A 21,135-nucleotide genomic window follows, 5' to 3' on the forward strand; every position below is an offset into this window, starting at 1 on the left:
TAAAATAAATTATGAATCAGAAAATTAAAATTTTATGTGATGATTTTATCGAGGTTATATGTTTACAAGCAGGAGTTTATATAGTATTTTACTAAATGAAAATATTTAATGGAATGTATATATGAATACTATAGTTTAATATACTATTTATATGAATGATAAATTTCATGATTGCCAATAAGGTTTTTATTGGCATGGTAAATGCTACTAATAAAAATACTGAAATAATTTTCTGTAATTTAAAAAGGGGTGAAGTTAATGCAATTTACATCTGTTGAATGTTTCCTCGTAGTAATGGCATTTTTACTAATAGGGGAAGTTGTATCAGAAAAAACGAAGGCCTATGTTCCTTCAGTATTTATCTCGGCTGTTTTATTTTTAATAGCATTTTGGACATTTGCACCAAAGGATGTAGTTGTACGGGCATCTTTTGGTAAAGAGTTTATACAGATTGCTATGGGACTTCTTCTTGTACATCTAGGTACTCTTATGAGTTTGAGAAAACTGATAAGTCAGTGGAAGGCGGTAGTGGTTGCAGTCTGTGGAGTGTGTGGAATTATGGCTTTGACTATGACTGTAGGACTATTGCTGTTCGATTGGCACACAGTTGTGGCTGCAACACCACCTCTTACTGGGGGAATAGTGGCAGCATTACTTATGTCTGAGGGATTGAAGGCTCAAGGTATTACTGCTCTTGCAGTACTTCCAATAGCTATGTTTATAACCCACAGTTTTTTTGGATATCCTATTACCTCCTGGTGTTTAAAAAAAGAGGGAAAGAGAGTTATAAAGGACTTTAGAGAAAATGGTCCTGATCCAAAAGTTCTAAAAGAAGGAAGTATGTTTCAGGAAGAAAGTGAGAGGAAAAAGCTTATACCTGCACTTCCGAAAGCTTATCAGAGCTCTCCAATGATACTTTTTAAAGTAATACTGGTATCCATGCTTGCGGGATGGCTGTCTAATTTAACTGGCGGGGCAGTGAATCAGTATGTGATATGTCTCATACTTGGAGTTGTTTTTTGTGAACTGGGTTTTCTGGAAGAACAGTCTCTTGTCAAAGCAGGGGTTTTTAACTGGCTTATATTGGGACTTCTGGCCTATGTATTTTCGCAGCTGTCCAGTGTTACACCAGCACAGCTTTTAGGAATAATAGGACCGATAATTGTACTTATAATTTTGGGAATTCTGGGTATGTTTATAATGTCAATGCTCGTGGGTAGACCTCTTGGATTTTCAAAAGAAATGGCTTTTGCCTGTGCACTTACAGCACTTTTCGGCTTTCCGGCGGATTATGTTATAACTACGGAAGTCTGTAAATCTGTGGGCAGTACAGAGGAAGAAAAAAATTATCTGATAGACATATTGCTTCCTAGAATGCTGGTAGGTGGTTTTATGACAGTATCTATTGCATCTGTAGTCATAGCTAGTATATTCCTTAAGCTATTATAAATTATTTATTAAAATTAGGAGGCGCTTATTTATATGGGGAATGACGTGTTGGAGAGGGCAAAAAATATTAAAGATTGGTTGGTGGATTTAAGAAGAGATTTTCACAGACATCCTGAACAGTCGCTTAAAGAGTACAGGACATCCAAAATAATTACTAAAAATTTAATTGACATGGGGATTAAAGTGGATCATATTGGAGAAACAGGAATAGTTGGCATTCTAGAAGGAAGTTCAAAAGGTAAGGTTATTGCACTCAGGGCAGATATAGATGCATTATCTGTAACTGAAAAGACAGGTCTTCCGTTTTCATCGGAAAATATAGGTTATATGCATGCCTGTGGGCATGATTTCCATGCTTCTATGCTTTTAGGAGCAGCAAAACTATTGTCTGAGAAAAAGGATGAATTAAAGGGTACTGTTAAATTTTTATTTCAGCCTGCAGAAGAAATTGCGGAAGGAGCAAAGCAGATGGTGCAGGGGGGAGCCCTTAAAAATCCAGATGTGGACTATATTTTTGGTATGCATGTATGGTCTGATATATCCATAAATAAAGTGTCATTACAGGAAGGGCCAATTATGGCGAGTGCAGATATCTGGAAATTAAAAGTGCTTGGTAAATCTTGTCATGGTTCTTCTCCATGGCAGGGAGTGGATTCCATAACATGCGCTTCTGCAATAATTCAGGGTATACAGACTATAGTGAGCAGGGTGAATGATGTAAGAAGTCCAATAGTAATAAATATAGGAACTATAAGAGGCGGAGAGAGATTTAATGTAACTCCCGGTACCACTGAAATGGAAGGTATGAACAGAACTTTCAATGCTAATGTTAGAAAGGAACTTCCAAAATGGATGGAGAGAATAATTAAAAACACCTGTGAAGCATATGGATGTGATTATGAATTTAATTATACTTTTAAATGTGCTGTGACTGATAATGAACCCAAACACACTAGAGCGGCCATAAATTCCATAAAAAAGTTTATGGGTGAAGATGGAGTCATAAGTATAGACAGAATAATGGGCTCAGAGGATTTTTCTGAATATCTGGAGGAAATTCCGGGTTCATTGATGCTCCTTGGTGGAAGAAACGAGGAGAAGGGATGCAACTACTCTCATCATTCCAATTATTTTAATGTGGATGAAGATGCCCTTCCCATAGGGACAGCAGCTTATACTCAAGTAGCTCTTGATTTTCTTTCCTAGTTTGAAAAGCTGTATGCAATTCTGAAATGAATCGCATACAGCTTTTACTTAATGAGTTTTGTTCCATTTTCATCCTGAAAAATTAAATTTCTCTTCATAAGTCCTCCCAGGGCGTTTTTAAAATAATTTTTACTTTCATGAAATGTGGTTTTTATATCTTCAGGAGAACTTTTGTCATTATAGGGCATAAACCCGCCGTGTGATTTTAGGTAATCCAGTATTGTATCCTCCAGGGATAACCTCTCGTACTTTGGAGTTTTCCTGGGCGTAAGTCCCAGTTTACCATCTTCGTAAATCCTTTTTATTCTCAAATTGAGTTCATCGCCGATATTTAGCTTTGTAAAATATTCATTTCTTAATATAACACCCTTATATTTTTTATCAATTACCACCATGGCACTGTTGTTTGTCTGGAAACCATAGACAATGCCCTTTACCTCTGCACCTATATTGTATTTTTCATTTTCCTCCTCCACTTCTAAAAGATATCTGTCTATGTCTGTAGTTGCAGCTATTCTATTTGTCTTATCCAGATAGAGGTAAAAGGGATAGCATTTTCCCAGAATGAGTTTATACTTTTGTTCTGATATTGGAACCAGCACATCCCTTTCCAGGCCTATGCCTATGAAATAGCCGAAGCTGACTTGCGATACTGTTTTTAGCAGTGCAATTTCTCCTACCTGAGCCAGTGGTGATTTAAGAGTAGCAATTATTTTGTCTTTTGAATCCTTATATATAAAGGCATTTAGCTCATCCCCTATGGAAAGTTCTTTTCCCAGGGTATTTTTATTTGGAAGAAGTATGTCATCCCTGATACTGCCTGTTTTGGCATCCAGATAATATCCGAACTTGGTTTTCCGGGCTATTTTTAAGAGATTGAATTTCCCTAACGATACCATTTTATTTCACTCCTAGCTTTTTCAAAGTACAAAGTGCAAACTTAAACGATGCACAGTTTGCAATTTACAATATTGAACTTTGATATTTGAATATGATTTTTATTGTATTCAAAAATCATTATATACTATTATTCGCAATGATGCCAGAAAACTAACCTCCAAAATTTGTTTTAAGGGAAGAGCCTTCTATTGAAACGTGTACGTCCATTTTGAGCTGGCTTTTTTGAAATATGTTATCTGAATTTTCTCTAGGATATCTTCTTTGAAAGTCTTCCGTTATATGAAATATATCCAAATTTTTATCCTTATATTGTTTAAATATATCGTCACAGGCATAAATTATGTTCCTTTCCGCATTTGCCTCTATTGCTTTTATGGAGGCTTGATTTAAGTTGAGTTTATTTTGTGCTTCGGATATGCTTGCTTTTGTGTTTATTATTTTTTTTACTACTAATTTTTTACCATCGTAATACATTTTTGTTTTTGTGGTATTTTTTAGTATTTCCAGTCCTATATATTTGGAGGAAATATCCGGATTTGTGACTTCCATGGAGCCTCCGTTTATATTATTCAACATAAAATTATAGCCTAATGCAGTTTCTCTTCTCAATGTGTCCACCATTTTGTAATTGGTGATTATGGCCCCGTCTCCTATTTCTATTCTATTTTCGGGTTGATCCTGTTTTATCTGTACCATGGGAATAACAGATGTCTTGGATTTAGTATGCATTTCATTTAAAAAATCATTTAAGCTGGTCATAACTTCTCTGGAGGATGAGGGTATGTTCTTTATTAGGTCATGAATAAAGACCCCCAGATATTCCTGACCCTTTAATTTCATATTGATAAAATTGTCCGGACACCCCTTTAGAATAGCTATATTTGCCCTTAGTACAAATTCCTGATCCCTTTCAAAAAAATCTATAAAATCTTTCATGCTGCGTTCTGCAGCTTTTTGAGTAAATATAATTCCCATATTCTGAGTGTAATTTAATTTGTAATTGGAAGATAGATTTATATCTCTTATGGTTTCAAACATAGTTTTTCTTGAACCTTTAAAGAGGATCCTCTGGTCGCTGTTAGAAGAACTGGTAACAGTTTTTTGAGGCTTGAAGGCTTCTACATAAATTATGGGATTGTCCTGGCTATCTACATCTATTATACAGGCTGTTGCAAATATGACCTTATCTATATCGTTGTAGTTAAAGCATCCAGTGAGGAAAGATGCACATATTATTAGAAAGCAGCAGAGAAATTTTTTCATATCTTATCATCCTTGTTAAAATTATTATTGGATATATTGGTCAATTTTCCTCTGAGGAAAATATCCCTGTACCTTAAATTCTTTCTGGTAAGTATAGGGGTAATGTATGGGTAGCCGCAGCTGTCCAGAGATGCTACATCCGATATCATTACGAACAATCCCATGAAGAATCCAAGCATACCAATTAGAGAACACAGGAGCAGTATTATAGAACTCCATACAAGTATGGGACCGTATAATTTAGGTGTTAAAAAGGAAGATATGGCAGATATGGCCACTATTATAACCGTACTTTGGGAAGTAAGGCCGGCGCTTACTGCTGCCTGGCCAAGTATGAGTGCTCCTACTATACTCATGGACTGCCCTATGGGTTGGGGAAGCCGTATTCCAGCTTCCCTTAGAAGCTGGAAGAAAAACAACATCAAATAAACTTCTATACTAGTGGGAATGGGCACGTCTGCTCTGGATGAAGAGAGCCTGAATACAAATATAAGAGGTATAAGTGAAAAATGATAGGTTGTAAGTGCTATATACAGTCCTGGCAGAAATACTGAAATCCCAAAAGCTGCAATTCTAATTAGCCTGACTATACTTGTGTAGTAAGTATTCAGATAATAATCATCCGCCATCTGAAAATTTTCTATAAAGAAATAAGGTGCGCTGAGGGCAAAGGGAGTACCGTCTACAAGAATAAGCACCCTGCCCTGTAGTATCTTGGATGCTGCAGTATCGGCTTTTTCAGTATAACCTATGGTATCAAAAATAGTTCCTGAATTTTTTAACTGTTCTTCTATATAATTTGTATCGAGAAGAAAATCTATGTTCATTTTTGAAAATTTATCATTGATGTATTTTATTACCTTTTGTGAAACCAGATCTTGGAGATACAAAAAAACTACAGTTGTATTGGAAATTTTACCTACAATCTTGTATTCTATTTTTAATTGTGGGCTTTTTATTCTTCTCCTTATAAGAGATATATTGTCCATTAAAGCTTCTGTTAAGCCTTCTCTTGGGCCCTTTATCACTGTTTCAGTTAAAGGGGTGTTTATAGTTCTCTTGTTGAATCCTTTGGCTTCACAGTATATGACATTGCCATAAAAATCAGATAATATTATAACGTCACCGGATAAAATGTGCAGTAGTGCATCATCTTTGGAATTTACATCACCTAGGGAGTTGCTGTAGAGAACCTGATCTTTTATCATTTCCACGTCAGTGATGGATTTGCTGTTTTTTATCAGAGGGGCTATTATATATTCGCTTATAAATTTTGAATCACACATGTCGTCTATAAATAACAGATATATGATTCCCCTACTGCATTTTATTTCACGGTGTTTTAAATCAGAGTTATTCTTTAATTTTTCGTTTATATAATTTAAATAATTATTCATATTTTCATCACCAGCTATATTATCTGTATTTTCTTGAATAACATTCATGGTTTAGCAGATAATATTCTTATGTAAAATTTAGTGTGAATGGAGATTATTTATGGGCAAATTCAGCTTTAAACATATATTTTTCATAGTGCCTGCCCTGTCAATATCCAGTTTGAAAACATATCCTCAAATTTTTATGAACATGTCCGGCAGAGACAGCTGGGTGGCTATTATAATAACTTGTATGATAATGTTGATTTATTTTGACTACCTGATAAATATATGTTTGAAAAACAATTGTTATAGTTTGCATGAAATATTTACTACCTCTTTTGGAAATTTATTTGGAAACCTGCTTTTAATCGTATTTGCATCGGCGGTTTTTTTATCTCTTATAGAGAGTGCCTCTGTAGAGGCAAATGTAGTACATACTAATTTTTTTATAGAAAGTCCTGTATGGTACATACTGCTATTTGTAGTAATACCGGGGTTCTATACCGTAAAAAGGGGTAGATATTCCGTAATGGCAGTTATCATGGTGTGTATAGCTATTTCCGTATTCAATGGAATAAACCTGGCTATTTTGACATCCAGATTTAAGGATTATGGTAGATTGTTCCCCATATTTGAACATGGAATAAATGCTGACTTTTTTTTATCCATTGTGAAATCGATAGGTATGTATTCTTCCATTGTTATAGCACTGCCCTATTTGAGTCAGCTGGATATTAAAAAGGGGCTTAGGACATATTCTTTTTTGGGTAATTTATTTGTAGCTCAGATGATAATTGTTGCTGTAGTGGGAGTACTTGCCACTTTCAATGTGGAGAGGGCAAATACCATTGTGTATCCTAAATTGGTCCAGACTCAGCTCATATCGTACTTTGGCTTTATAGCCAGCGGTGAATTCTATGTGATATTTCAGGTAATATCAGGCTGGTTTTCAAAATATGTAACTACATTTTTTGCCCTTGTATTGATATTTAGAGAATTTAAAATAAATAAAGTCGTAAATCCCAATATATTTTTGATTGTATTTACTGTTGTCATTTATGTGGTATCCTATATGACTTCAAAAAATTTACTTACACTTTTTAGTTTTCTGAATTTGTATGTATATGTGTGTGTAGCTGCACTGTTCCTACTGCCCCTAGTTGCTTTTACTGTGTTTAATTTAAAATCTTCGGGAAAATAATTTTCAATTCTATCCGAAAATTTTCATTAATTGTACATTATGAACTGTAAATTGTAAATTAAATGGAGGGTATGATAATGGGTAATATATTTAAAGGTATGGCTTCTTTGATTACATATAAACATAAAAAGGAAGTACAGGAATTTTATATACCTGAAATAAATGAAAACTCAGGAAATAAAGGCTATGATTATAATTCTTTAAATATAAAAAATGGCCTCAAGCAGAATAATGAAGACAAAATTTCATCGAATATTGATTCCAATGTAGAATTTATTCAGCAGGAATTTCACTATCCAGTCAACAAGGATATTATAGTGAGAAGAATTAGGATTGCAGGAAGATATAATGCATTTATAGCTTACTTGAATGGTGCCGTGGATAATAATATTGTAAATAATTTCATATTGAGGCCTCTTCTAAATTATAGAATTGAAAATGAGAGTGGGAATCAGGAAGATAAGGATTCGAATACAGATAAAAAACAAAAAGAGGTAAATTTCATTTTAAATAATGTAATTGAAATCAATTATATGAAAACTGTAAATAAACTTAAAGATGTCATATATCAGATAATTGTAGGTAATACAGTGCTGTATATAGATGGATGTGATTATTATGGCTCCTATGGCACGAAGGGGTTTGAAAAAAGAGAGGTAAATACGCCCCAGACGGAGGGATCTGTAAAGGGTTCTTATGAAGCTTTTACAGAAAATCTATCCACTAATGTAGCTCTTGTAAGAAAACTTATAAGAAATAAGGATCTGATTACAGAAAAGCTCAGGGTGGGGGACAGCAATAACAATGAATGTGCAATTATGTACATAGAGGGTATAGTAAACCCTGCAATAGTACAGGAAGTAAAGAGAAGAATAAGCAGCATAAAGACAGATTTTATATCTGGAACGGGAATGCTCGGAGAATATATTGGAGACAACACCTGGTCTCTGGTTCCCACAGTACTGTCTACGGAGAGAAGTGACAGAACATGCTATTATATTATGGAGGGAAGAGTGGCGCTGATTTCAAATGGCACCCCCTATGTTCTCATTCTGCCGATTACATTTTTCACATTGTTTCATACTTCGGAAGATTATATTTTAAAATGGCAGTATGGCTTTCTGCTGAGAGCTGTTAGAATATTTGGAATACTTGTATCACTGCTGCTTCCAGGGATGTATGTGGCACTGATAAACTATCATCAGGAGATGATCCCCTCTTCTCTTCTCATATCGATTGCCAGAACGAGAGAAGAAGTGCCCTTTCCCACTATTGTAGAAGTTATATTTATGGAGATTTCCTTTGAACTCATAAGAGAAGCCGGTATAAGGATACCGGGAATTTTGGGAAATACCATAGGTATAGTAGGTGCACTTATAATAGGTCAGGCAGCTGTGCAGGCAAGCATAATAAGCCCTATTTTAATCATAGTAATTTCCTTTACAGTACTTGGAAATTATTCCATACCTGATTTCAGCTTGACTTATGCTACCAGGATAATTAGATTGTCCTTTATCTTTTTTGGATATATACTGGGACTTTTGGGTGTATGCCTTGGAATAGTGGCTTATATAGCCATATTAGGCAATATAAAGTCCTTCGGAGTTCCTTTCCTCTCCAATTTTCCGCCTAAGACAAATAAAAGCAAGGATACTATTTTGAATTACCCTATCTGGAAGCAGGAATTCAGGCCCGATGAATTAAATACCATGGACTCAAAAAGACAGCCTGAGAATTCTAAAGGCTGGATGAATCAGGATGCCAATGTTGAAAAGAAGGATAAAAATATTTGAAGTAGGTGGAGATTTATGAATGAAGGTAACATAGGGCTGTTTCAAGCTGTATCCCTTGTAGTCTTGGCTATTATAAATAAAATATTTTATTCCAGTGCTGCTGCAATAGTTCAGAGAGTTGGAACTGCAGCCTGGTATTCAACCCTAGGCTCCTGCATCATAAGTCTGGTGTTTTTCTGTATTATATACATGCTTATGAAGAGATTTCCAGGAATGAATTTAATTCAGATATTTGATGAAGTTGTTGGCAAGTTTTTGGGGAAGATACTGGGAATGATACTCTGCGCATACTGTGTTTTTTATGCAGGATCTAATTTAAGGGAATTTGTTGATATGATAAAGATATACAACCTGCCACAGACTCCTCCCAGCTTTATAATGGGATGTATTCTACTGGTGTCAATGTTAATTACCTACTTTGGATTCAAAGGGCTTGGACAGTTGTGCGGCATTTGCCTTGTGCCCGTTATACTGGGCCTTGTCCTGGTGTTTTCCATGGCCTATCCAATATACAATTTTAATCATTTAAAGCCCTACCTTGGATATGGCATTATCAAAACTTTAAAGTCCGAATTTTTGAGAAGTTCTTCTTACAGCGAATTTATAATTTTATTTGTTGTGACAGACTCCCTCAGAGATTTAAAAGAAATAAAAAAAGCAGGTATTATAAGCATAATATTTTCTGGAATTGTATTCATGTTCTGCTTTATGTTCTACCTTGCCTCTTTCAACTATGCTTTTGGAGAAGAAAATATATCTGGTATTTTTGAACTCTCAAAGACAATTTATTTCAATAGATTTATTCAAAGAGTGGAGACAATATTTCTCATGACCTGGGTTATACCTTCCATGATAACTACAGCTATAGCATTTTATATATGTATAAGTATTTACTGTAAAATATACAATATAAAAGACCATAAACCCCTTTTGCTTCCCTTTGCCTTTCTGGTTTTTGTTGTGGCAATTATCCCCAAAAATATAATGGAGCTGATATCCATAAATTTAGCATTAATCCGTGAATACAGTATGTTTATAAATTATTTTATACCCACTGCTGTGCTTATCATAGCCATTCTATTAAAGAGAAAGGGTGGTAATTCAAATGTACAGAAAAATTAGTTTGCTTTTGATCTTCCTTATGCTTTTTACTGTACTTACAGGTTGCTATGATGCAGTGGAAATTGATGATGAAGTTTACCCTGTGATGCTGGGAGTGGATAAGGGAGCCAACAACAAATTTAGAATTACAATACAGTATTCTGTATATGGTGCAGCAAACAGAAATCAGGAAGGTACTCAACGTACGCAGTCCAATATAGCTGTTATAGAAGCTCCCAGTATTATAGAGTCCATGGAGATGTTTGGACAGGAAATATCCCGCAGAATCACATTGAAACATCTGAAAGTCATTGTATTTTCAGAAAAAATTGCAGTGGAGGGGATAGGAAAATATATTTTAGGAATACAGAGATACAGGGAGATGAGAAATACTGTGGCTATTACTGTGGTAAAAGGTGAAGCCCAAAATTTTGTCAGAGAAAATTTATCTATTATAGGAGAGAGCCTTCCCAAGATGGTTGAACTGTTTTTTTCCCAGCCTCTGCATAATTCCTATTCCGCTGAGGAACAATTTTTTGATTTTTACCAGAGTATTCTTTCATCGTATAAACAGCCTGTTGCATCCTATGGCGGTGTAAATGATTATAGCAATATAGGAGAAGGAGAGAATCAAAAAGATATTCCGCCTATTACAGGTAAAGGGTATCTACCCGGAGAAATTCCAAGAAAGGGATCAGCTAAGAGGGAGCTTTCAGGTACAGCTGTATTTAATGGGGATAAAATGGTAGGTTACCTGGATAGCTATGAAACCAGGTACTATCTTCTTGTAGAAGGTAAGTTTAGGGGTGCCACCATAACTATAAATGACAAGTACAAACCTAGTACTGTTATCGTGGCCTATATTAAATTGGCTAGAAAGCCTAAGGTAAAAGCACATTTCAGCGGTGGGAAGCCTGTAATCGATGTGAATTTGAAAGTGGAGGCAGATATAGTTTCCATTAACAATAAAACCCCCTATGAAAAATTATATATGATACAGGATTTAAATGCTCAGATAAAAGATTTTTTGAGCAAGGGTATAAATAAAACCATTGAAAAAACCCAAAAAGAATATGAATCTGATATTTTCGGATTTGGGTACCATGTAGTGGACAATTTTAAAACCATTCAGGAATGGGAAGATTATAACTGGCTAAGTCATTATAAGGATGCAAAGATCAATGTAAATTTAACTGTAAATGTAAGAAGAATGGGAGCGGGCTTTTATACGTCGGATATATGGGATTCTGGAGGAAGGGTGGAAAAATGAAATATATACTGTGTTTTTTGATATTGTGTTCTGGCTACTATACATTAAGTTATGGGATTTACATATGGGTAAGGGAAAACAATAGACTGGCGGCCTTTGGAGTATGGCTTCTGGCTCTGGTGTCTACTATAGTTCCCATTATAATGCTTATAATCAATGGATAATTTAGCTTATATTATTTATAATGTTATTATAGTATTAAATTGAAAAATTTTTAGCTCGGATATAAAAAGCCAATAGGAGGTAAAATATAATGAATTTCATACGGGTGTCATCGGCCTGCCCGCTGACGAATATAGGGGACATAGAGTTTAATTTGAAAAACATAGAGGATTGTATAGATAAAGCATCGGTGGAAAAATCAAAACTTGTGGTATTTCCTGAACTTTCCATAACTTCGTATACCTGTGCAGATCTCTTTGAGCAGCAGCTCCTTTTGAAAATGACGCTGGAAGCTTTGAAGGAGCTGTGTGATTATTCTAAAGGGAAAGATATTCTAATAGCAGTAGGAGCACCTATTGTATACAATAACTGCCTGTATAACTGTGCATGTATAGTATTTAAGGGAAATATTTTGGGGATTGTTCCTAAAAGCTATATCCCCAATTATGAGGAATTTTATGAAAAAAGATGGTTTACAGAGGGAATAGATGTCATAGACGAAAGCATTGATTTTTATTTTCAAAAGAATATACCCTTTGGTGTGAATTTAATATTTACCTGTGGAGATTTCAGGTTTGGTTTTGAAATATGCGAAGATCTCTGGGCAGTAATACCTCCAAGCAGTTATCTCTGTCTTATGGGGGCAAATATTTTGGGAAATTTATCTGCTTCAAATGAAGTTGTAAGCAAGTCTTCCTACAGGAGGAATCTCATATGTTCCCAAAGTGCCAGGGGTATGTGCTCTTACGTATATTCATCCTCGGGAGTATTTGAATCCTCTACGGATTTGGTTTTCAGCGGTGACTTGTGCATATCAGAAAATGGCGTTCTGCTGAACTCAAATAATAGATTTAAAAGAGAAAATGAGGTTATAACTGCAATCCTGGATGTAGACAAATTAAAAAGTCAGCGCCTGAAAAATGTGAGTTTTAGAGATAATGTAAAAAAATTTTCACACAAACCGGTAAACATAGAGTTTAGATTTGAAAATATGGATTATGGTGAGTTCAACAGAAGAGTTGAAAAACATCCTTTTGTACCTGACAATAAGAATGAAAGGGAGATAAGGTGCAGAGAAATATTCAACATACAGACTGCAGCTCTTGGAAAGAGAATAAGTCATACTAATTTGAAAAAGACCGTGGTAGGTATATCTGGAGGTCTGGATTCTACACTGGCACTGCTGGTGACAGTCAAAACTTTTGATATCCTTCAAATTCCAAGAAAAAATGTAATAACTGTAACTATGCCGGGATTCGGGACTACTGATAGAACCTACAATAATGCGGTGAGCTTATGTAGAAATTTGGGTACGGAATTAAGGGAAATCAACATAGTAGATGCATGCACCCAGCATTTTAAGGATATTTCCCATGATAGGCGTATACATGATGTAACTTATGAAAATGTTCAGGCACGAGAGAGAACTCAAATTATAATGGATATAGCCAATAAAGAGGGAGGGCTTGTAATTGGCACGGGGGATCTATCAGAATTGGCTCTTGGATGGTGTACATATAACGGAGATCATATGTCCATGTATGGAGTAAACTGTTCTATACCTAAAACACTAGTGAGATACCTGGTAAGATATGTGGCAGACAGGGAAACTTCTCAAAACATATCGGATATTTTAATAGATGTACTAAGTACTCCAGTAAGCCCTGAACTTTTGCCCAAGGATAAAGAGGGACAAATATCCCAGAAGACAGAAGATATAGTAGGGCCTTACGAACTTCACGATTTCTTTTTATACTATTTTGTGAGATTGAATTATTCTCCGCAGAAGATACTGTTTTTAGCTAAACAGGCTTATAAAAATGATTACAGCAGTCAGGTTATTGAAAAATGGTTTGATGTATTTATAAAGAGGTTTTTTACCCAGCAGTTCAAGCGTTCTGCAATTCCCGACGGTCCTAAAGTGGGTACAGTTAGCTTGTCTCCACGAGGAGATTGGAGAATGCCTTCGGATGCAAGCTATAAATTGTGGGTGGACTCCATAATTAAGGACTAGAGAACTTTATACTTTGTTAATTGCATATAATGGTGTATCATTGTATTATAGAATGATAAAAGGAGGATTGTATGTTTAACCTTATTTTATGGATTGTAATTGGAGCAGCAGCATTGACAGTAGATATAGTGACCAGTGCATTTTTGTTTATATGGTTTACGATTGGAGCTATTGGGGCTATTATAGCACAAATATTGAATTATTCATTTTTAGTACAATTTATAGTCTTTGTGGTCGTAAGCACAGTACTTATGATAATATGCTATCCAATAGTGAAAAAAAATATAAAAAAATCTGTAAAACCTACACCGCTCAGAGAGAAAACCTATATTGGCAAAGATATTGTGGTAGATGAAGAAATGGTGAAAAATAATGGAGTAAAAGTTGATGGAGTTTACTGGAATATAAAAAACAGGGAATATGTACTTAAAAAAGGTGACAGAATAAAGATAGTGGGAATGGAAGGAAATAAGTTGATTATAAAAAAATTGTAAGTTTATTGTGGTTTAAAAATAAATATTATATGGATTGGAGATGTAATTATGATAGGTAAAATTCTTATTCTGGTTGTTCTCATAGCTATTTTAGCTGCTGTGATATCTTCTATTAAAATTGTAAATACGGGATATGTGACCATTATAGAAAGGTTTGGACAATTTCATAGAGTTCTGCAGCCTGGCTGGCATTTTATAATTCCATTTGCGGACTTTGTACGAAGGAAGGTTTCCACTAAACAGCAGATACTTGATATTGAGCCGCAGAGTGTCATAACCCAGGACAACGTAAAAATTTCCATAGATAATGTCATATTCTATAGAGTATTGAGTCCTAAAGATGCTATCTACAATATAGAAGATTACAGGGCAGGTATAATTTTTTCAACTATTACCAATATGAGAAATATTGTAGGCAATATGACTTTGGATGAGGTGCTCTCAGGAAGAGATAAGATAAACAGTGAACTTTTAAGGGTAGTGGATGATATTACGGATGCCTACGGAATAAAGATACTGTCTGTGGAGATTAAAAATATCATGCCTCCTGCTGAAATACAGCAGGCCATGGAAAAACAGATGAAGGCTGAAAGAGATAAAAGGGCTGTAATACTTCAGGCAGAAGGGCAAAAGCAAAGTGATATAGCCAGGGCAGAAGGAGAAAAACAGGCTAAGATACTGCAGGCTGAAGCTGAAAAAGAAGCAAATATAAGAAGGGCAGAGGGACTTAGACAATCTCAGATACTGGAAGCGGAAGGTAAGGCAAAGGCCATAGAATCCGTAGCAGCAGCAGATTCAAAAGCCATTGATCTTGTGAACAGGGCCATAATAGATTCAGGTACTGATGAGAGGGTAATAGCTTTGAAACAAGTAGAGGCCTTAAAGGAAATGGCTAAGAATCCAGCAAACAAGCTTATCCTTCCCAACGAAGCGGTGTCTTCTCTGGGAAATATGGCAGCAATAGCAGATATGCTTCAGAGAAAATAATTTAGACAATTCACGATATACAGTCTACAGTTCACAATTGATGAGGATTTTCGGCATATACTGGAAATCCTCTATGACATTTAAACTCAAGCCTTAAACTTTTGGAAAGCGGTGTAGCTTTATGAGCATTAGATTCATATATGGCAGGGCAGGCAGTGGAAAAAGTCACTACTGCTTGAGCAGTATAAAGAATAGGATATACGATGGAAGTGACAGGAAGCTTATAATTATAGTCCCCGAGCAGTTTTCCTTTCAGGCAGAAAAAAAATTAATAGAGGCAATTGGGGAAAGGGGTATGCTGAAAGCCCAGGTACTCAGTTTTAGAAGGATGGCGGAAAGGGTTCTTAGTGAAGTAGGAGGAGGGACTAGAAAAAATATAAATGATGCAGGCAGGAGTATACTTTTATATAAAATAATAGAGGAAAATAGAGACAGATTAAAAGTATTTGGCAAAGCTTCTAAAGAGAAGGGGTTCATAAATTTGATATCTGATTCCATAATTGAATTGAAAAGATACAAAATATCTCCTATGCTTTTAAAAGAAAGTGTAGATAAAGTGGAAAATGTGAATTTAGGAAACAAATTAGATGATATTGCCATAATTTTCTCTGAATTTGAGAATATACTCCATAAAAAATATCTGGATTTGGAAGATACCTTAAACATGCTCAGCGAAAAACTGGATGAATCCAAAATGTTTGACAATGCGGAAATATGGGTGGATGAATTTTTCAGCTTTACTCCCCAGGAATATGAGATCTTGAAAAAAATCATGCATAAGTCATATAGGATCAATATAACTCTATGTATGGAAGGAAGAGAAAAAAATCCTTCTGCCGAAAGCATGGATTTATTTTTGCCCACCAGGATTACAGAGAAAAAACTTTTACAGATTGCTAAAGATAACAATATAACCTATGATAGACCTATTGTTTTAAATTGCAGCCCCTGTCACAGGTTTAGAGAAAATCCTGAACTCCAGCATCTTCAAGATTATTTGTTTTCCTATCCCTATAGGATATACGATAGATCAGTTAAAGATATAGGTATATACAAAGCATTGAACCAATATACTGAAATAGAACATACCGCCAGAGATATTGTAAAGGCATGTAGAGATAAAGGCCTTAGATTTAGAGATATTGCAGTTGTAACTGGAGATTTAGATGGATATGAAAGTTTGATAAAAGCAGTGTTCAATGAATATGACATACCTTATTTTATAGATAAGAAGAGAGAAATTGTAAATAATCCTATTATAATTTTGATAGTTTCTGCTGTGGAAATATTGTCTAAAAACTGGTCCTATGAATCTGTATTTAGATATTTGAAAACAGGAATTTTGAATTTAGAATTTGATGAAATAGATATGCTGGAAAACTATGTCCTTGCAAATGGAATAAGAGGAAAAAGGTGGACTCAATCTGAACCCTGGGATTTTAGAATGAATTATGATGTTTCTGAAAAGGAGATATCTGAAGAGGAGGCAGAGTATTTAAATAGAATAAACTCCATAAGAGACAAGGTGAGAGAGCCCATACTCAAACTTTCAGCTGCTATAAAAGGTAAAAAAAAGGGAGTACAGATATGCCAGGGTCTTTATGATTTTCTCTGTGAATTGAAAATCCCTGAAAAAATAAAGGAACTTATAGAAGATTTTAAAGATAATTCCAAATTGGATAAAGCCAATGAGTACAGCCAGATATGGGATATAGTGGTGGATGTACTGGATCAAATAGTGGATTCCAGGGGAGATGAAGCTTTTGGAATGGAAGCTTTTAATGAGATGTTAATGAATAGCTTTTTACAGTATAGAATAGGAGTGATCCCGCCTTCGCTGGATCAGGTTTTAGTAAGCAGTGTAACTAGGCTCAGGAGTCATGATATAAGGGCCCTTTATATTGTAGGGGTGAATGACGGCATTTTCCCCGCTGTTATACCTTCAGATGGAATTTTTACAGATGAAGACAGAGATCTGCTCAGGGAAAGGGGATTGGAATTGAAAGAAAATACCAGAAGCAGAGCTTTGGAGGAGCAGTTTCTAGTATACACTACACTGACTGCAGTGGATAAATATTTAAAATTGAGCTATTCCATGAGCGACGGAGAGGGGAAGACCAAAAGACCTTCTATTGTAATATCCATCATAAAAAAGCTTTTCCCAAAATTACAGGAAGAAAGTAATGTGATGGATGCTGCAGGAGATGAAGAGAGTATAGAAGCTGTAAATACACCTAAAGCTACTTTTAATGAGTTGATTTTGAATATAAGAAAAAATATAGGCCATAGTGATTCTATAAATCCTATTTGGATAGATGTGTACAGGTGGTATAGAAGAGATAATCGGTGGAATGAAAAATTAAAAGGCGTTTTAAATGGATTTTCCTATAATAATAAAGTGGAAATTATAGATACCGGTAAGGTGAGAAAACTTTATGGAGGGCATTTAACAGTGAGTGTTTCAAGGCTGGAAAAATATGCCCAGTGTCCATTTGCATATTTTGTACAATATGGACTCCAAGTTAAGGAAAGGAAAATGTATAATTTTAGTCCACCGGATCTTGGGAGTTTTATGCATGATATACTCCAAAAATTTTCTGTAGATTTAAAGGAGAAAAATCTGACATGGAAAGATATAGACGAAGAATGGTGCGAAGAAAATGTAAATTATATAGTAGATAAGGCCTTAAATGATAAACCCCGTTCTGTATTAAATAGCTCTAGAAGGTACAGACATCTTACGGATAGAATAAAAAGAATTCTTATAAGATCCCTGTGGCTTATAACACAGCATATGAAGAGGGGGGAATTTCAGCCCAAGGCATATGAACTATCCTTTGGATATAAAGGTGATTTTCCGCCTATTTCAATAAAACTTCATTCCGGTGAAGAAGTTAGTCTTGTGGGAAGAGCTGACAGAGTGGATACCATGGAAGAGGACAGCGTGACATATCTTAGAATAATAGATTATAAATCAGGTACTAAAGAGTTTAAGCTTTCCGATATATATTATGGCTTTCAAATGCAGCTTTTAATATATTTAGATGCCATACTTACAGAATTAGATGAAAGAGTTAATGTAGATGCCATTCCTGCAGGCATATTGTATTTTAAACTAGACGATCCTATAATAAGATCATCGAGTGATATATCAGAGGGTGAGATAGAAAAGAGAATAGTTAAGAGTTTGAGGATGAACGGACTGCTTCTGAGTGATCCGGATATTATCAAAAAGATGGATAAGGATATGGAAAGATCTTCAAATATTATACCTGCTTCTGTAAAAAAGGATGGCACTCTTTCAAAATCAAATTCGTCTCTGGCAACTGCTGAGCAATTTCAGCTTCTTAGAAAATATGTGAGGGGTACTATAGAAAAATTATGCGAGAAGATGCTGGAGGGAAATATAGAGATTACTCCATATAGGAACAAAAATAGAAGCGCCTGTAGTTACTGTATTTATTCGGCAATTTGTCAATTTGATATTTCTATAGAGGGTAATAGGTACAAAGTGATAAAGGATAAAAATGACGAAGAGATATGGAAGGACATTGAAAATGAAGTTCATAAATAGGAGGATAAGATATGAGATTATTACTCACTAACGATGATGGAATAGATGCTGAAGGTTTGCATATTCTAGCAAAATGTTTTGAAAAGGATAATGAAGTTATAGTTGCTGCTCCGAACATGCAGAGGAGTGGAAGTGGACATTCGATAACCACTGATAGATCTTTAACTGCAGAGGAAGTAAAAATTCCAGGGATTAACTCAAAAGCATATAGTATAAATGGAACTCCTGCAGATTGTGTGAGGGTGGGATTAAATAAAATAGAGGATAAAAAAATAGACATGGTAATCTCCGGAATAAACAATGGGTTTAATTTGGGTATAGATGTACTGTATTCCGGGACAGTTTCTGCAGCTATTGAGGCAGCTATCTGTAAGGTTCCTTCTATGGCGGTATCTTTGGATACCAAAGGCGGCAATTACGATTATAATATAGCAGCAAAGTATGCCTTGGAGGTATTTTCTACAATTAGGGGCAGATATAAAAAAGATGATGTGGTCTTGAATTTAAACGTTCCCCTCCTGCCAATAGAGAAAATAAAGGGTATAAAGGTCTGTAATATGGGATTTAAATATAAGAGGAAAGGTATGGATTCAAAGGAGTGTAATGAAACTACAGATGTGAAATATATAAATGATGGTTATGTGACTCTGACTCCACTGCATTATGACTTGACAAATTATAATATAATGAAACAGGTTGCAGAACTGTTTTCTAAAATGTCTTAAAGAAGAGAGGAACTATGGAAAAGTTTAAAACAGCTGTGATACTGGCAGGAGGAAAGAGTTCACGAATGGGATTTGATAAACAATTTATAAAGATAAATGAAAAAAGATTGCTGGAAATCATGGTTGACAGATTGAAAAAAGAATTTGATGATATTATTATAGTTACGAATAAACCAGAACGGTATGCAGGCAGTTCATGTAGGATAGTTTGCGATGAAATAAAACAAAAAGGTCCGTTGAGTGGGATTCATATTGGACTCAAGAAAAGCAGCAGCAAGTATGTGTATTTCGTAGCTTGTGATATGCCGAATATAAACATTGATTATATAAGACATATGAAGGAAAAAATAAGGAACTTAGATGTAGATGCATGTATAACTAAAGTGGGAAATAGGCTGGAACATTTTAATGCTTTTTATTCTAGAGGTGTGATTAAAAATATAGAAAATCTCCTTTTAAAAAATTGCAGAGCTGTAGCTTGTTTAACTAGTAAAGTCAATACTTTCTATATAGAAGAGCAAGAAGCAAGAAGATACAGCCCAGACTGGAATATGTTTCTAAACATAAATACTAAAAAGGATTTAGATAAATATATTAATTCATTAGATGATTAAAAATGCATTAGCCTATATGTGATGGAGGAATAATATGATAGATTCGTATGGAAGAAACATAAATTATTTGAGAATATCTATTACAGATTTATGTAATCTCAGATGTAGATACTGTATGCCTGAAAAAGGTATAACAAAAATACAACGTGATCAGATATTGAGGCTGGAGGAAATATATGAGCTGGCGAAAATTTTTGTGTCATTGGGAGTAAATAAAGTGAGGATAACAGGAGGAGAGCCCCTGATTAGAAAGGGCATCCTGAATTTAATTGAAAACGTAGGCAAGCTAAATGGAATTAAAGATTTTGCCATGACTACAAATGGAATACTTCTTAAAAAATATGCCGGGAATTTAAGGAGTGCAGGTCTCAACAGGGTAAATGTGAGTCTGGATACTTTAGATGAAAAAAAATACCATGATATAACTAGAGGAGGATGCCTGAAAGATGTTCTTGAGGGAATTGAAGAAGCTAGGAAAGTGGGACTTGCACCGATAAAATTAAACACGGTTTTGATCGGCGGGTTTAATGACAGTGAAATAGAAAGCTTTGTCAATCTAACAAAATATGAGAAAATAGATGTAAGATTTATTGAGCTTATGCCCATCGGACAGACAAAGGACTGGTCACTGAATAAATTTATATCCAATAAAACGGTTTTAGAGAAAGTTAAAGAATTAAAGGAGGTCACAAAGGAGGATGTTTCATCGCCGGCTAATTATTATAAATTACCCGGTGGAGAAGGGAGAGTGGGGCTCATAAGTCCTGTTTCCCATAAGTTCTGTAAAAATTGCAACAGAGTTAGATTGACAGCAGATGGTAAGGTTAAACGTTGTCTTCTTTCAAATGATGAGATAGATCTGAGATCAGCATTGAGAAATGGGGAAGACTTAAGGGAAATAATAGTTAACTTAATTAAGAACAAACCTAAAGAGCATGATCTGGAGAATGGAAAGTATATAAAGAGAAATATGACAGCTATAGGGGGGTAATGATAGAATTTA

Annotated in this window: 17 protein-coding genes; 14 read left to right on the forward strand and 3 right to left on the reverse strand. The window is 35.1% G+C overall.

Annotated features, from left to right (window positions below):
• Window positions 1-258: 258 nt before the first annotated feature.
• Window positions 259-1,449, forward strand: a complete 1,191-nt coding sequence (locus LN736_RS04265; RefSeq protein ID WP_150355945.1) for a hypothetical protein — start codon at window positions 259-261, stop codon at window positions 1,447-1,449.
• A 33-nt stretch (window positions 1,450-1,482) separates the two neighbouring features.
• Entirely contained in the window at window positions 1,483-2,655 is a 1,173-nt protein-coding gene (locus LN736_RS04270; protein ID WP_179976931.1) for a M20 metallopeptidase family protein, read from the forward strand.
• 44 nt (window positions 2,656-2,699) lie between these two features.
• Here the strand turns inward: LN736_RS04270 and LN736_RS04275 are convergent, their stop codons facing one another.
• The 3 genes from LN736_RS04275 to LN736_RS04285 all read right to left on the reverse strand — a co-directional run bounded on the left by LN736_RS04275 (window position 2,700) and on the right by LN736_RS04285 (window position 6,215).
• Window positions 2,700-3,554: a CvfB family protein gene (locus LN736_RS04275; RefSeq protein ID WP_150355943.1), complete on the reverse strand. Its 855-nt coding sequence runs from the start codon at window positions 3,552-3,554 to the stop codon at window positions 2,700-2,702.
• Window positions 3,555-3,705: 151 nt separating this feature from the next.
• Window positions 3,706-4,818: a Ger(x)C family spore germination protein gene (locus LN736_RS04280; RefSeq protein ID WP_150355942.1), complete on the reverse strand. Its 1,113-nt coding sequence runs from the start codon at window positions 4,816-4,818 to the stop codon at window positions 3,706-3,708.
• Complete coding sequence (locus LN736_RS04285; protein WP_229980950.1) at window positions 4,815-6,215, reverse strand: spore germination protein; 1,401 nt, start codon at window positions 6,213-6,215, stop codon at window positions 4,815-4,817. Before LN736_RS04285 ends, LN736_RS04280 begins: the two co-directional genes overlap by 4 nt.
• A gap of 100 nt (window positions 6,216-6,315) precedes the next feature.
• On the opposite strand from LN736_RS04285, the gene LN736_RS04290 reads away from it, so the two are divergent.
• From LN736_RS04290 to moaA, 12 genes are all read left to right on the forward strand, one after another.
• Window positions 6,316-7,398 (forward strand): endospore germination permease, encoded by a 1,083-nt coding sequence (locus tag LN736_RS04290; RefSeq protein WP_229980953.1) that lies wholly within the window; start codon window positions 6,316-6,318, stop codon window positions 7,396-7,398.
• 77 nt (window positions 7,399-7,475) lie between these two features.
• Entirely contained in the window at window positions 7,476-9,191 is a 1,716-nt protein-coding gene (locus LN736_RS04295) for a spore germination protein (RefSeq protein ID WP_229980955.1), read from the forward strand.
• Window positions 9,192-9,206: 15 nt separating this feature from the next.
• Complete coding sequence (locus tag LN736_RS04300; RefSeq protein ID WP_229980957.1) at window positions 9,207-10,313, forward strand: GerAB/ArcD/ProY family transporter; 1,107 nt, start codon at window positions 9,207-9,209, stop codon at window positions 10,311-10,313.
• A complete protein-coding gene (locus tag LN736_RS04305) occupies window positions 10,297-11,562 on the forward strand; it encodes a Ger(x)C family spore germination protein (RefSeq protein WP_229980959.1) in 1,266 nt (421 codons plus the stop codon). Before LN736_RS04300 ends, LN736_RS04305 begins: the two co-directional genes overlap by 17 nt.
• Window positions 11,559-11,726 carry a hypothetical protein gene (locus LN736_RS04310; RefSeq protein WP_229980961.1) on the forward strand — a complete coding sequence of 56 codons (168 nt, stop codon included), beginning with the start codon at window positions 11,559-11,561 and terminating at the stop codon, window positions 11,724-11,726. Before LN736_RS04305 ends, LN736_RS04310 begins: the two co-directional genes overlap by 4 nt.
• A gap of 89 nt (window positions 11,727-11,815) precedes the next feature.
• A complete protein-coding gene (locus LN736_RS04315) occupies window positions 11,816-13,738 on the forward strand; it encodes an NAD(+) synthase (RefSeq protein WP_229980963.1) in 1,923 nt (640 codons plus the stop codon).
• A gap of 71 nt (window positions 13,739-13,809) precedes the next feature.
• Entirely contained in the window at window positions 13,810-14,232 is a 423-nt protein-coding gene (locus LN736_RS04320) for an NfeD family protein (protein WP_150355935.1), read from the forward strand.
• Between the two features lie 48 nt (window positions 14,233-14,280).
• Window positions 14,281-15,219, forward strand: a complete 939-nt coding sequence (locus tag LN736_RS04325) for an SPFH domain-containing protein (RefSeq protein WP_150355934.1) — start codon at window positions 14,281-14,283, stop codon at window positions 15,217-15,219.
• 121 nt (window positions 15,220-15,340) lie between these two features.
• The gene (gene addB, locus LN736_RS04330; protein WP_229980965.1) at window positions 15,341-18,793 is read left to right on the forward strand and encodes a helicase-exonuclease AddAB subunit AddB; all 3,453 of its coding nucleotides are present in this window, start codon (window positions 15,341-15,343) and stop codon (window positions 18,791-18,793) included.
• Window positions 18,794-18,804: 11 nt separating this feature from the next.
• On the forward strand, window positions 18,805-19,518 hold the full coding sequence (surE, locus tag LN736_RS04335; protein ID WP_150355932.1) for a 5'/3'-nucleotidase SurE: 714 nt from the start codon (window positions 18,805-18,807) through the stop codon (window positions 19,516-19,518).
• A 14-nt stretch (window positions 19,519-19,532) separates the two neighbouring features.
• Window positions 19,533-20,132 (forward strand): molybdenum cofactor guanylyltransferase, encoded by a 600-nt coding sequence (gene mobA / locus LN736_RS04340; protein WP_150355931.1) that lies wholly within the window; start codon window positions 19,533-19,535, stop codon window positions 20,130-20,132.
• A gap of 34 nt (window positions 20,133-20,166) precedes the next feature.
• A complete protein-coding gene (gene moaA / locus LN736_RS04345) occupies window positions 20,167-21,123 on the forward strand; it encodes a GTP 3',8-cyclase MoaA (RefSeq protein WP_229980967.1) in 957 nt (318 codons plus the stop codon).
• Window positions 21,124-21,135: the final 12 nt, after the last annotated feature.

This window comes from Clostridium aromativorans (assembly GCF_020908015.1).
Taxonomy (GTDB): domain Bacteria; phylum Bacillota; class Clostridia; order Clostridiales; family Clostridiaceae; genus Clostridium_B; species Clostridium_B aromativorans.

What these genes read in the sequence shown, in the direction of transcription:
- LN736_RS04265 (WP_150355945.1), top strand. Translation starts at nt 259, where the DNA reads ATGCAATTTACATCTGTTGAATGTTTCCTCGTAGTAATGGCATTTTTA.
- LN736_RS04270 (WP_179976931.1), top strand. Translation starts at nt 1,483, where the DNA reads ATGGGGAATGACGTGTTGGAGAGGGCAAAAAATATTAAAGATTGGTTG.
- LN736_RS04275 (WP_150355943.1), bottom strand. Translation starts at nt 3,554, where the DNA reads ATGGTATCGTTAGGGAAATTCAATCTCTTAAAAATAGCCCGGAAAACC.
- LN736_RS04280 (WP_150355942.1), bottom strand. Translation starts at nt 4,818, where the DNA reads ATGAAAAAATTTCTCTGCTGCTTTCTAATAATATGTGCATCTTTCCTC.
- LN736_RS04285 (WP_229980950.1), bottom strand. Translation starts at nt 6,215, where the DNA reads ATGAATAATTATTTAAATTATATAAACGAAAAATTAAAGAATAACTCT.
- LN736_RS04290 (WP_229980953.1), top strand. Translation starts at nt 6,316, where the DNA reads ATGGGCAAATTCAGCTTTAAACATATATTTTTCATAGTGCCTGCCCTG.
- LN736_RS04295 (WP_229980955.1), top strand. Translation starts at nt 7,476, where the DNA reads ATGGGTAATATATTTAAAGGTATGGCTTCTTTGATTACATATAAACAT.
- LN736_RS04300 (WP_229980957.1), top strand. Translation starts at nt 9,207, where the DNA reads ATGAATGAAGGTAACATAGGGCTGTTTCAAGCTGTATCCCTTGTAGTC.
- LN736_RS04305 (WP_229980959.1), top strand. Translation starts at nt 10,297, where the DNA reads ATGTACAGAAAAATTAGTTTGCTTTTGATCTTCCTTATGCTTTTTACT.
- LN736_RS04310 (WP_229980961.1), top strand. Translation starts at nt 11,559, where the DNA reads ATGAAATATATACTGTGTTTTTTGATATTGTGTTCTGGCTACTATACA.
- LN736_RS04315 (WP_229980963.1), top strand. Translation starts at nt 11,816, where the DNA reads ATGAATTTCATACGGGTGTCATCGGCCTGCCCGCTGACGAATATAGGG.
- LN736_RS04320 (WP_150355935.1), top strand. Translation starts at nt 13,810, where the DNA reads ATGTTTAACCTTATTTTATGGATTGTAATTGGAGCAGCAGCATTGACA.
- LN736_RS04325 (WP_150355934.1), top strand. Translation starts at nt 14,281, where the DNA reads ATGATAGGTAAAATTCTTATTCTGGTTGTTCTCATAGCTATTTTAGCT.
- addB (WP_229980965.1), top strand. Translation starts at nt 15,341, where the DNA reads ATGAGCATTAGATTCATATATGGCAGGGCAGGCAGTGGAAAAAGTCAC.
- surE (WP_150355932.1), top strand. Translation starts at nt 18,805, where the DNA reads ATGAGATTATTACTCACTAACGATGATGGAATAGATGCTGAAGGTTTG.
- mobA (WP_150355931.1), top strand. Translation starts at nt 19,533, where the DNA reads ATGGAAAAGTTTAAAACAGCTGTGATACTGGCAGGAGGAAAGAGTTCA.
- moaA (WP_229980967.1), top strand. Translation starts at nt 20,167, where the DNA reads ATGATAGATTCGTATGGAAGAAACATAAATTATTTGAGAATATCTATT.